This window comes from Kitasatospora sp. NPDC058048 (assembly GCF_042885555.1).
GTDB lineage: Bacteria > Actinomycetota > Actinomycetes > Streptomycetales > Streptomycetaceae > Kitasatospora > Kitasatospora lactacystinica.
In genome coordinates, this window is sequence record NZ_JBHVRT010000044.1 from 16240 (window position 1) to 28565 (window position 12326).

The following is a 12326-nucleotide window of genomic DNA, read 5'->3' on the forward strand; positions in this document are numbered from 1 at the left end:
GGAGCCCGGCATCAGGCCCGTCCCCCCTGGGGGACCGTCCTGCTGGCCCGCGTCAGGAGATCGACCACCGCTGCAGCGGCGATCCGGTGTCCGGCTCCTGCGTCACCGCGGCGCCGTCGGCGCCGGAGGCAGTGGTGAGCAGCAGGCCGCTGTGGGCCGAGGTGACGGTGTACGAGCCGTCGGCCGTCGGCCGGACGTTCCAGTGCTGGTTGGCGCCGCCGCTGCACGGCCACTGGATCACCTGGGCGCCGGCGGCGGTGGAGCCGCCGCTGACGTCGGCGCACATCGACGAGAGGCCGTTGACCAGCTCGTACGAGCCGTCGGGCTGGGGGCGGAACTGCCAGACCTGGTTGCTCCCGCCGGAAGCGGTCCAGGTGATGAGGGGGTTGCCGGCGGCGGTGCTGTGGTCGGCGTCGTCGAGGGCCTTGCCGCCCGTGGTCAGGGTGTGGTTGCCGCCGAGGTCCGGCTCGACGGTCCAGGTGAAGACGGCCGAGGCGCTCGCGGTGCCGGAGGAGGCGGTGGCGGTGACCTTCGAGACTCCGGGCGCGGTCGGGGTGCCGGTGATCAGACCCGAGGGGCTGACGGAGAGCCCGGCGGGCAGCCCGGTCGCCGTGAAGGTGAGCGACTTGCCGGCGCTGTCCGTGGCGCCGAGCTGGAGGGAAGCGGCCTTGCCCACGGTGCCGGACTGGTCACCGGGGGCGGTGAGGACGACCGCCTCGGGGGCCGTGCCGGTCGGGGCGAGGGCGAGGGTCTGCTCGGCCGCCGTGCGGCCGCCGCCGACCGTGCCGCCGGTGGTGTCGCTCCAGGAGCGGGCGGGCACGGTCTCGGCGAGCCGGCCGGAGGTGCCGGACATGCCGATCACCAGGCCGCTGTAACGGTTCACCAGCTGGAACCGGCCCTTCCCGGCCTTGCTGGGGAGGATGAACCACTGCTGCCCGACGGTGGCGTTCCCGCCGACGGCGCCGGTGGCGGTCAGCGCGGCGCCCCAGGCCCGGCCCGCCGTCGAGGTGGCGTCGACGCCCAGCAGCTGACCGGTGGCGGCGTTGACGATCCGGTAGGAGCCGTCGCCTTCGGCCAGGAACCGCCAGGACTCGCCGGCGGAGCCGGCCGCCTTGGCCGTGGAGGTGACGGCGGAGCCGCCGGCGGTCTGGGCGAGGACGCGGCCGTTGCCGCTCTGGATCCGGTAGGTCCTGGTCAGGTCGACCGGCGGGGCGGCCGGCGCCGAGGAGCCGACGGTCAGCTCGACGTACTGGCCCTCCGAGCCGGCGCAGCCGAAGGAGCAGTACTGCCGGAAGGTCTTCCCGACGATCGTGCTGCCGGTCAGGTTGGCACTGTCCAGGAGCCAGCGGTACCAGGAGGCGGTGTGGTAACCGCCGGTGTCGCCGAGCAGGGTCCACTTCTGAGTGGCCAGGTCCTTGGTCGCGTAGATCTGCTGCGGGGCGTTGCCGCTCTGGTCGACCGCCTGCGGAGTGCCGATGTAGAGGCCCAGATAGGCGTCGTAGCTGACGTTCATGACGAACAGCGGCGTGCTCGGGGCGAGCGTGCCGGCCGCGACCTGCTGCTTGACGGTCCCGGGGTTGGCGGGGTTGTACTCCTTGGCCGGCGGCAGGTACCCGGTGGGGTTGGCGCCGTCGGCGGGCACCATGTCGCTCTCCAGGCCGCCGGCCCCGGCCTGCGACCACGCGCCGTCGTACCACTTCTGCCAGCTTCCCGGCGCCATCTTGGCGGACATCGGGGCCCGCGCGACGTGCTGCTGGAACGCGCCCCAGCTGCCGCCCTTGTCGACGATCCGGGAGCCGTAGAAGACGTAGAAGTATCCGGAGGCGGTGTCCGCGAACAGTCGCTGGTCGCCGTCGCCGTAGGCGAAGGTCTGCTGCGGGAAGGCCGCGGTGTCGCCTCGCGTGGTGCTGTAGGGCGAGGTGATCACGTGGTCCCTGATGGTCCAGGTCCGGCCCTGGTCGGTGGAGACGGCGTAGTCGATCGCGTCGTAGTGCAGGCCGTCGCCGAAGGGCTGGGGGGTGAACTCGTTGTGCACCAGCCCGTACCAGTCCCCGCTGTCCGGGTCGACCCAGACCCCGGCCAGGTCGCAGTAGTTCCGCTGGGCGTAGTGCGAACCCTGCGGCGCGTAGCTGGACTGCCGTCCGGTGGGGCTGTTGTTGCAGCGTGCGGTGGTGTCGTCGTTGCGGTCCGACGGGTCGGCGGGGTTGACGGCGTCGCTGATCTCGGCGGACCTGGTGGCGCTGTCGAAGTCCCGACCGGTGAAGAAGCTCCACTTCCGGGAGTCGTTCGCGCCGTACAGCGAGTGCGACTGCTGGAAGTAGAAGGTGCCGTCCTTGTCGATGTAGGGACTGGCCTGGGTGTCGTCGGGGTAGGCGTACGAGCCGGTCCTGCCGACCGAGACCGTGTACGTGGCGGGGGCCGGCTTGCCGGCGGCCGGTGCGTCGGCGGGCGCCGGGGCGGCGGCCAGGGTGCCGGCGCCGAGCGCCGCCAGGGCGGTGGCGGTGAGGACGCGGGTCCATCGGGTGGGTAGGGGTGACACTGGTACTCCTCTTCCGTGGCGGGGCGCAGCGTTGCGCCCCTGTGGTGGGGGGTGCGGAACGGGAGAGTGGTCTGGGGAGGCGGGCGGTCAGCCGTCCGCCATGCGGAAGTCGTACTGCGGGGGCACCGCTGTGCCGGGGTGGACGGCGAGCCAGAGGGTGTCCAGGGAGAGCTCGCCCTCGCGCATGGTGTCGACCTGGATGCCCTCGGCCAGCAGCCGCCGGACCCGGTCGTCGTCGCCGCGGGCGTGCGCCGCCTCCGCCTCGGCCAGCCGGATCCGCCCGTGCGCCCGGTCGGCCGGGGAGAGCGCCTCGATCAGCGCGAGCGCCTCGGCGGGGCGCTCGGCGCGCCGCAGCGACTCCAGCACCTCGATCGTCAACTCCCGCAGTCCCGGGCGGAGTCGGTGCGCCGAGAGCATGAGGTCGGCGGCTTCCCGCGCTTGTGGGGCGAGGAGGGCGAGCGCGCGCAGCGCCCAGGGCGAAGGCCGGCCGGCGACGGAGCGTTCGAAGGCCTCGCGGGCGGACTCCCGCTCCCCGTCGGCCAGGCGCAGCAGACCGAGCTGGTACAGCGCGTGCCAGTCCGTGGCGTTCGCCTCCAGCAGCAGCCGCCAGTGCGCCCCGGTGACCGGCTCGGCCGGCGGGTCGCAGACCGGGAGCGTGCCGGTCTTGAGGAGCTGCCGCCAGGGTTCCTGGGCGGCCGCCGGCTCGCCGAAGGGCAGGGCGGGCGAGGCGGGCAGGGCGCCGGCCTCGATCTCCAGCGCGGCCCAGCCGCCGCCCTCGGACAGCACCTCGCCGGGTGCGCCGAACTCCTCGGCCTGCGCGTCGGCCCGCTCCAGCTCCAGCGGCGGGAGCAGCCGGTCCAGCGCCTCGCCGGCGGCAGCCCGGGCATCCTCCCAACTGCCGTGCACGGCCTCGGGATCGGCCTGCAGCAGCCCGTACGCCTCGGTCCAGGACCAGGTGGCGCCGGCGGGCATCGGCAGGTGCTCCAGCTGGGTGCGGGCCAGGCCCGCCTGGATCTCCAGGTAGGCGGAGTCCGGGCCGGAGAGCCACTCCTGCCAGTGCCTGCCGCCGGTGCCGGTGCCCCAGCAGAACATCTTGCGGCCGCGCAGCCGGGCGGTGGAGGTCTGGACGAGCCCGGCGCCGGTGCCGTCCAGGGCGGCGATCCAGGGGCGTTCGCCGCCGGGGAGGTCGAGGAAGTAGTCGGCGGCGCGCGCCGCCCGGCCGGGGTAGCTGCGGTCGGCGCCGTCGACCTCCGGGAAGGGCACCCGGCGCAGGTCGCTGACGTAGTCGCAGTGGAAGGCATGGCCGGCCGGGCCGAGGACGCGCACGTCCCGGTCCTCGGGCACGGCGATGTTGGACCACCAGTAGACCGGCGTCTCGGTCGGCGCGGGGTTGTGCACGGCGATGCGGACGTACAGCACCGGGGAGCCGGCGGGCAGCCAGGTGTCCATCCGCAGCACCAGGCGCCGCAGCCGTTCGAAGGCGTACATCCGGAGCACCGGGGTGCCGTCGGGCGCGCTCGTCCGGACGGCGTACAGCGGCTCGCAGGTCAGCGGCCAGTGCCCGGTGGCGCCGAGGTTCCACTCCACCCCGCCGGCCAGCCAGGCGTCGCGCAGGGCGAGGTTGGCGGGCTGCAGGATCCGGTTGCGGTGCAGCAGCTCCCGCCCGGTGGGACGGTGGACCAGGGACCACAGCCGCCCGCCGAGGGAGGGCAGGAAGGTCGCGGTGAGGGTCTCGTTCTCCAGGACCACGCACGGGAGTTCGCGCTCGGTGCGGACGCGGTCGTACCCGCCCTGCCGGGTGTACGGCAGCAGGGTGTCGGGCACCCCGTAGGCCAGGTTGCGGCGCATCTCGTCGTCGACCCCGGCGCCCGCGCCGGTCTGCCGGGGCAGGCCGTGCAGGATCGGCAGGGTGCCGCCGACCGGATCGGGGGCCCCGTGGATGCGGAGCAGGTCGGTGTGCAGGGTCGAGGTCACTTGCCGATCCCAACTGTCATGCCCTGGATGATCCGCGAACCCATCCAGGAGAAGAGCGCGATCATCGGGGCGAGGATGATGCAGACTCCGGCGAACATCGTGCCGAAGTCCAGGCCGTTGAACTGCTGTGCCGCGACGAACGAGGAGAGCGCCACCGGGAGGGTGGTCGTCCCCTGGCTGTTCGTCAGGACGAGGGCGAACAGGGTCTCGTTCCAGGCGGTGATGAACTGCAGGAGGAAGGCGGTGACCAGCCCGCCCCGGGCGACCGGGAGCACCACCTGGAGGAAGGTGCGCAGCGGGCCGGCGCCGTCCAGGACGGCGGCCTCCTCCAGCACGCCGGGGATGCCGCGGAAGAAGCCGGTCAGCAGGAAGACGGTGAACGGCATCGCCAGGCCGACGTAGACCAGCCCGAGGCCGAGGTCGCTGTCGGTCAGGTCCACCCGGGACAGGCCGACGAACAGCGGCACCACCAGGACCTGGCCGGGCACGCCGAGGCCCATGGCGAAGCTCATCGTCAGCGCCGAGGAGGTCCGCGAGCGGCGCCGGGCGAGGGCGTAGGCGCAGGGCGCGGCGAGGGCGACGGCGACCACGGAGGAGAGGCCGGCGGTGAGCACGCTGTTGAGGGCCGCCCGCGCGAAGCCGCCCTCGTCGAGCGCGGTGGTGTAGTTGCCGGTGTCCGGGCTGGTCGGCAGGCCGAAGCCGTGCCGCAGGATGTCGGGACCGCTGCGCAGCGAGGTCAGCAGGATCCACAGGACCAGCAGCAGGTCGGCGGCGACGACGATCCAGACGGCGGTCGTGCCGATCCTGCTCGCGAGTCCGGTGGGTCGGTTACTGCGTCGCACGGGAGGGACCTTTCCGGTTGGGTGTGGGGGGCCGGGGACGCGACCGGGTCAGTACTCGATCGGCTCGCGGCGCAGCAGGCGGCGCAGCACGACGGTGATCAGGGTGACCATGACCAGGCTGACGATCGCGGCGGCGGTGGCCGTGCCCAGCCGGGGGACGGTGCCCTGGGGGAAGGCCTCGGCGTACACGTACACGGCGGTGTTCCAACTGCTCACCGGTGGATAGGCGTTGGTGCTGCCGCCGTAGAGCAGGATCAGCTCGAAGATCTTCACCGAGCTGACGGTCCACAGCACCGCGCAGACCGCGATGACGTCCCAGGCGCACGGCAGGGTGATGTGCCGGAAGCGCTGGAAGGGGCCGGCGCCGTCGAGTTCGGCCGCCTCGTAGAGGTAGTCGGGGATCTGGTCGACCGCCGCCATGATGATGGAGGTGTAGTAGCCGGTCGCCGTCCAGACCAGGGTGCCCAGGACCATCGGGAGCAGGTTGTCCGTCGACAGCCACTTGGGCGGTGTGGTCACCCCGAAGAGCTTCAGCGCCTGGTTGACCGGGCCGGTGGGCGAGAACAGGAAGCCGGCGGCGATGCCGAAGACCATGCCGTTGACCAGCGAGGGGAAGAACAGCACCGACCGGGCGAAGAGCCTGGCCCGCATCTCGCGCAGCACCAGGGTCAGCGCGAAGCTGAGCACGAAGGTGATCGTGCCTCCGACGACCATCAGTTCGAGGGTGTTGAACAGTGAGGTGCGGAACCGCGGGTCCTGGAACAGCAGGAGGTAGTTCTGCGAGCCTCGCCACTCCATCTCGCCCATGCCGTCCCACTTGTGCAGGCTGGTCCACAGGGCGTAGCCGACCGGGGCGACGAACAGCACCGCGTACACGATCAGCGCGGGCGCGGTGAACGGCCAGAACACCCGGCGGCGCTGGCGCTCCAGCGGGCCGACGCCGGGCCGGGCGGCGCGCTCGGACCGGCCCGGGTCGGTGTCCGTCCGGGGCGGGTTGTCGATCGTCGTCGCCACCGTCAGCCCTGGGTCTGCCAGTAGGTGACCTGGTCGGCCTTGCACTTGGCGACGAACCGGTCGGCCGTGGTTTTGCCGTGCCAGAAGTCCAGGTAGTTCTCGTTCAGGACCTTGGGCAGCCAGCTGCCGGCCACCCCGTCGAAGCCGAGGCGCACGGTCGGGGCCGCCAGGGCCTTCTGGACGTCGGCCAGTTCGGCGGGGGCCGGGATGTCGCTGCGCGGGGTGAGGTTGAGCGCGGTGGTGGAGATCCCGGACAGGTGCTTCTTCTGCAGGAAGAAGGCGATGAACTTCTGTGCGGCGGCGGCGTTCTTGGCCCGCTTGGGGATCGCGAAGCCGAACAGGCTCGCGTCCGGGGTCTTCGCGGTGGGCGGCAGCATCGACGCCGTCCTCCAGCCGGCCGGGACCTGCTTGGCCACCTCGGCGGTGACGTAGTTGCCGTCCATGTAGAAGGCGGCCTTGCCGCCCGCCCAGTTGGTCTCCTGCGCGGGGTACTTGGTGGCGTCGTAGCCCTCGATCAGGTGGCCGCCCTTCACCAGCTGCTCCACCTGCTGCGCCGCGGCGAGGACCGCCGGATCGTCCCAGGTCGCGCCGGACTTGTCGGCGGCGAGCTGGGCGACGTTCACCCCCGCCCCGCTGAGCAGGTAGTCGAAGTACAGCGCGTTGCTCCAGGGGTCCTCGCCCTCGGAGGCGATGCACGCCTTCCCGGCCGCCTTCAGCGCGTCGCAGACCTTGAGCAGTCCGGCCCAGTCGGTGGGCGGACTGGGCATCGCGGCGGTGATCGCCGGGTCGGCCGCGTTGTAGAACATGGCGTTGGTGACGACCTCGTACGGGATCACGTAGTGGTTGGAGCCGGACGGGTCCTTCGGCAGCATGTCGAAGTACTTGGCCGGGATCACCTGGGAGACCGGGACGTTCTCCTCGGGCACCTGCAGCTGCAGCACCGGCGAGAGGTCCAGTGCCTGGCCGGCCGCGGCGGTGGTGCCGTAGACCTTGTCGTCGGACTCGTCCCACAGGTCCGGGGCCCGGTTGGCGGCGATCGCCGGGCCGATCTTCTTGGCGATGTCCCGGCCCGCCCAGGTGACGTCCACCTTGGCGCCGGTGGCGGCGGTGAAGTCGTCGATCGCGGCCTTCAGCACCTTGGCCTGCGGCTCGTCGGCACGCCACATCGACCAGTAGGTGAAGCTGCCGGCGGCCTTCGCGCCGCCCTCCGAGCCGCTGCCGCAGGCGCTCGCTCCGAGCGCGAGGGCGACGGCGGTGGCCGCCCCGATGATGCGGGCAGCGGGCATGGTCGTTCTCCCCATGGGTGGTTCCTCTCGGAGGCGCGAGATGCCGCGCAGACGTGTCGTCAGCCGGGGCCCGAAGACGGGGAGCGGCTGGATGGCTGGGACGATACGGTCGGGTTGACCGGTAAATCAAGAGTCCTTGCAAAAACCTGCTCCGGACCGCGGCGCTTCGACACCGATTCCGCATGAAACTCGCAAGTTACGAACCGGAGCTGGGGTTTGATCAACCTTGACGCCCCTTCACCGGTGCCCTACGTTTCACCGAAAGCAAGTTGACCGGTAAATTCGAAGGATCCAGTCATGGTGACGATGCAGGACGTGGCCGAGCGGGCCGGGGTCACGAAGCAGACCGTCTCCAACGTCATCCGGGGGCGAGGGGCCGTGAGCCCGGCGACGGCGGCCCGGGTGCGCGCCGCGATCGGGGAACTCGGGTACACCCCCAACCTGGTCGCGCGCTCCCTGGCCACCGGCGCCACCAGAACGGTGGGCCTGTTGGTCCCCACGGTGACGGGCTCCTTCTACTCCGACATCGTCGAGGAGGTCGAGGACGTCCTCGACGCCAACGGCTACCACCTGCTGCTCTGCACCACCCGGCTCGACGGCGAGCGCGCCAAGCGGCACCTGGCGAGCCTGACCAGCCGCTCGGTGGACGCGCTGCTGATCGCCGGCGACCGGGACCTGATCGACCACCTGCCGTTGCTGGCCGAGGCCTCCTTCCCGGTCGCCCTGTGCGCCTGGGAGACCGACGCCCCCGACCGCTTCCCGGTGGTCACCATCGACTACGAGCGGGCCGGCCACCTGGCCGGGCGCCACCTGCGCGAACTCGGGCACGAACGCGTCGCGGTGCTCGCCAGCCCCGACCACGCCCCGCGGGTCGCGGGCTTCCGGCGCGCCTTCGCCGCCGACGGCCTGACCGTCCCCGACGACGCCGTCCACACCGCGCCCGAACCCACCCCCGCGGGCGGCCTCGCCGCGGCGACGGCGGCGCTCACCGCCGACCCGACGATCACCGCGCTCTTCGCCACCCACGACGTCCTCGCCCTGGGGGCGCTGGAGGCCGCCCGGGAAGCGGGCCGCTCCGTGCCCCACGACCTGTCGATCGTCGGGCACGACGACAACCCGGAGGTCGGCGTGGCCCGACCGGCGCTCACCAGCGTGGCCATCCCCAAGCGGGAGATGGCCCGGGAGGCGGTCGAACTGCTGCTGCGTGCCCTCACCCGCTCCGGCAGCCCGGCCAACTCGATCCAGCTGCTGCGCCCCGAACTCGTCGTCCGGGACAGCACCGGCCCGGCCGGCGGCCGCTGAACCGGCCCGACCGGAACCACCACTCACGAACTGGGGCACCGACCTTGTCGCCCGAACCGACGTCCGGCCACGACCGCCTCTGGTACCGCCGACCCGCCGCCTCCTTCCTGGAGGCCCTGCCACTGGGCAACGGGCGGCTCGGCGCACTGTTCCTCGGCGGATCGGACCGGTCGGGTACGGGCGAGACCGTCCACCTCAACGCCGACACGCTGTGGTCCGGCGGACCCGGGCCGCACGACCGGGCCGACGCCGTCGAGCACCTCGCGGAGCTGCGCGCCGCCGTCCTGGCCGACCGCGACCATGCCCGTGCCGAGGCCGTCGCGACCCGGATGCAGGGCCCGTTCACCGAGGCCTACCAGCCGCTCGCCACGCTCCGGCTGGAACTCGGCGACGGACCGTCGGACGGCTACCTGCGCTCACTGGACCTGGACGAGGCCGTCCACCGGGTCTCCTACCGCAGCGGTGGCGCGCAGATCCTGCGCGAGTCCTGGGTCTCGGCCCCCGCCGACGTCCTGGTCACCAGGATCACCTCGTCCGTCCCCGGGCGGATCGACCTCGACGCCCGGTTCGACACCCCGCATCCGGACGCGCGCACCGGCGGCCCCGGCCCCGACCGCCTCGTCCTCTCCGGCCGGGCCCCCGCGCACGTGGCCTTCGGCGAGCCGGACCCGGTACGCCACCGCCCCGGCGAGGGCATGGGCTTCGCGGCCGGGCTCCGGGTCCTGGCCGACGGCGGCCGGGTCGAGCGAACACCGGGTGCGGTGACGGTGCGCGGCGCCGACGAGGTGCTCCTGCTGGTTGCCGCCGAGACCGGCTACCGCGGCTGGACCGAGGCCCCGGTCGGCCCCGACGACGGACCGGTCGAGCAGGTCGGACGGCGTCTGGACGCGGCCGCCGCCCGGCCGTACGGGCAGCTGCTCGCCGAGCACCTCGCCGACCACCGGCGGCTGTTCCGCGCCACGACGCTGCGCCTCGGCGACGACCGCGCCACCGACCGCGCCGACGGCGGCACCACCGACCGGCCCACCGACGAACGGCTCGCCGCCGTCCGGTCCGGCGGCGGGGACCCGGCCCTGACCGCCCTCCAATTCGCCTACGGTCGCTACCTGTTGATCGCCTCCTCGCGTCCGGGGACCCAGCCGGCCACCCTCCAGGGGATCTGGAACACCGAGACCGCCCCGCCGTGGAACTCCAACTGGACCACCAACATCAACCTCCAGATGAACTACTGGCACGCCGAGACCACCGGCCTCGCGACCTGCCACGAACCGCTCTTCGACCTGGTCGCCGACCTGGCCCGGACCGGCGCCCGGACCGCGGCCGCCTACTACGGCACCCGCGGCTGGACCATCCACCACAACGTGGACCTGTGGCGCTCCGCCTGCCCCGTCTCCGGCTCGCCCTCCTGGGCGAACTGGCCGATGGCCGGCGCCTGGCTCTGCGCGCACCTGTGGGAACACCACCTCTTCACCGGAGACCGCGGCTTCCTGGCCGAACGCGCCTACCCGCTGATGCGCGGCGCCGCCCGCTTCCTGCTGGACTTCCTCACCGAGGACCGCGACGGCCACCTGGTCACCTGCCCGTCCACCTCCCCCGAGCACCACTTCCGGCTGCCCGACGGCACCCTCGCCTCCGTCTCCGCCGCGGCCACCATGGACCACTGGCTGACCGCCGAACTGTTCGCCAACACCACCCGCGCCGCCCGGATCCTCGGCGTGGACGCCGACCTGGCCGAGGAGTTGGACGCGGCCCGAGGCCGGCTCCGGCCCCCGCGGACCGGAGCGGACGGCCGCCTGCTCGAATGGTGGGAGGACCTCCCCGAGGAGGACCCCGGCCACCGCCACCTGTCCCACCTCTACGGCCTCTACCCCGGCAGCGCCGTCGACCCGCTCACCGACCCGGAGGCCGCCGAGTCGGCGCGGCTCGCCCTGATCCGCCGCCTCGACCACGGTGGCGGATCGACCGGCTGGAGCCTGGCCTGGGTGGCCGCCCTCGCCGCCCGCCTCGGCGACGCCGACCTCGCCCACCGCAGCGTGGTCGGCCTGCTGACCGACCACTCCGCCCCCAACCTGTTCGGCCTGCACCCCCCGGACATCTTCCAGATCGACGGCAACTTCGGCGCCACCGCCGCCGTCGCCGAGATGCTGCTGCAGAGCCACAACGGCGTCCTCCGGCTGCTCCCCGCCCTGCCCGAGGCATGGCCCACCGGCCATGTCCGGGGGCTGCGCGCCCGCGGCGGTCTCACCGTCGACCTCCGCTGGGACGCCGGCCGCCTCACCGAGGCGACCGTGCACGGCGACCGTCCGCAGACCCTCGACCTCCTGCTCCCGGTCGGCACGGCGGAACCCGCCGTCACCGACCCGACCGGCCGGCACTCCGCCGCGACGTTCGACCCCACCCCGGCCGGACCACGTCTGACCCTGTGGCTCGACCGGCAGGGGAGCCACCGGATCCGCCCGCGCGACGGTGCGGGACCCGGCACACCCCAGGACGCCGCCCCGGCCATCGGCGGCGACCGCACCGCTCCCGTTGCCGAGCAGTTCCACGCAGTTCCGCGCAAAGATCTTCCCTCGCACGGACGGCACTAGACTTCCGCCATGCTCAAAGCCGACCGCACCTCCCGGATCCTCACGCACCTCACCGAGACGGGCAGCGCCGACGTGCACGAGCTGGCCGCGCTCCTGCGGGTGTCGGCGGCCACCGTCCGCCGGGACCTGCAGGAACTCCACGACCAGGGCCTGCTGCACCGCACCCGCGGCGGGGCGGTCACCGGCGCCGTCAACCTCGAACTGCCGCTGCGCCACAAGCACGGCACGCGGCAGGCGGAGAAGCGCCGGATCGCCCTGGCGGCCGACCGGTTGGTGCCCGACGGCGCGGTGGTCGGCCTGACCGGCGGCACCACGACCAGCGAGCTGGCCCGCGTCCTGGCCGAACGCGGCGGGATCACCATCGTGACCAACGCCGTCAACATCGCGGCCGACCTGATCGTCCGGCCGGACATCCGCCTGGTGGTGGTCGGCGGCATCGCCCGGACCACCAGCTACGAGCTGGTGGGGCCGGCCGCCGACCGGATGCTCGCCCAGTACCACCTCGACATCGCGTTCATCGGCGTGGACGGCCTGACCCCCCAGCAGGGCTGCACCACGCACGACGAGATGGAGGCCCAGACCGACCGCGCGTTCCTGCGCAGCAGCGCGCGATCGGTCGTGCTGGCCGACAGCAGCAAGATCGGCCGGGTCACCTTCGCCCGGATCTGCCCGCTCTCGGAGGTCCACGACCTGGTCACCGACGCCGAGGCCACGGCGGAGCAGGAGGAGGCGATCGCCGCCGACGGGGTACGGGTCCTGCGCGCCTGACGCCGGGCCGCTG

At 73.1% G+C, this 12326-nt stretch carries 8 protein-coding genes; 3 read left to right on the forward strand and 5 right to left on the reverse strand.

Going from position 1 to position 12326, the window contains the following annotated elements:
* Positions 1-52: 52 nt before the first annotated feature.
* The 5 genes from ACFVVA_RS34045 to ACFVVA_RS34065 all read right to left on the reverse strand — a co-directional run bounded on the left by ACFVVA_RS34045 (position 53) and on the right by ACFVVA_RS34065 (position 7655).
* Complete coding sequence (locus ACFVVA_RS34045; protein WP_387694604.1) at positions 53-2539, reverse strand: RICIN domain-containing protein; 2487 nt, start codon at positions 2537-2539, stop codon at positions 53-55.
* Between the two features lie 87 nt (positions 2540-2626).
* The gene (locus tag ACFVVA_RS34050; protein ID WP_387694605.1) at positions 2627-4513 is read right to left on the reverse strand and encodes a DUF5107 domain-containing protein; all 1887 of its coding nucleotides are present in this window, start codon (positions 4511-4513) and stop codon (positions 2627-2629) included.
* Positions 4510-5355 carry a carbohydrate ABC transporter permease gene (locus ACFVVA_RS34055; protein WP_387694606.1) on the reverse strand — a complete coding sequence of 282 codons (846 nt, stop codon included), beginning with the start codon at positions 5353-5355 and terminating at the stop codon, positions 4510-4512. Before ACFVVA_RS34055 ends, ACFVVA_RS34050 begins: the two co-directional genes overlap by 4 nt.
* Before the next feature lie 48 nt (positions 5356-5403).
* Positions 5404-6369 carry a carbohydrate ABC transporter permease gene (locus ACFVVA_RS34060; RefSeq protein ID WP_387694607.1) on the reverse strand — a complete coding sequence of 322 codons (966 nt, stop codon included), beginning with the start codon at positions 6367-6369 and terminating at the stop codon, positions 5404-5406.
* A gap of 2 nt (positions 6370-6371) precedes the next feature.
* Positions 6372-7655: an ABC transporter substrate-binding protein gene (locus tag ACFVVA_RS34065; protein WP_387694608.1), complete on the reverse strand. Its 1284-nt coding sequence runs from the start codon at positions 7653-7655 to the stop codon at positions 6372-6374.
* A gap of 297 nt (positions 7656-7952) precedes the next feature.
* Between ACFVVA_RS34065 and ACFVVA_RS34070 the strand changes: the two genes are divergently transcribed.
* Genes ACFVVA_RS34070 through ACFVVA_RS34080 form a run of 3 tightly spaced genes read left to right on the forward strand, consistent with a single transcriptional unit; the run spans position 7953 to position 12313 of the window.
* Entirely contained in the window at positions 7953-8957 is a 1005-nt protein-coding gene (locus ACFVVA_RS34070; RefSeq protein WP_387694609.1) for a LacI family DNA-binding transcriptional regulator, read from the forward strand.
* Positions 8958-9001: 44 nt separating this feature from the next.
* Positions 9002-11545, forward strand: coding sequence for a glycoside hydrolase N-terminal domain-containing protein (locus tag ACFVVA_RS34075; protein WP_387694610.1), 2544 nt, complete (start codon positions 9002-9004; stop codon positions 11543-11545).
* A gap of 9 nt (positions 11546-11554) precedes the next feature.
* On the forward strand, positions 11555-12313 hold the full coding sequence (locus tag ACFVVA_RS34080; protein ID WP_387694611.1) for a DeoR/GlpR family DNA-binding transcription regulator: 759 nt from the start codon (positions 11555-11557) through the stop codon (positions 12311-12313).
* The last annotated feature ends 13 nt before the right edge of the window (positions 12314-12326 follow it).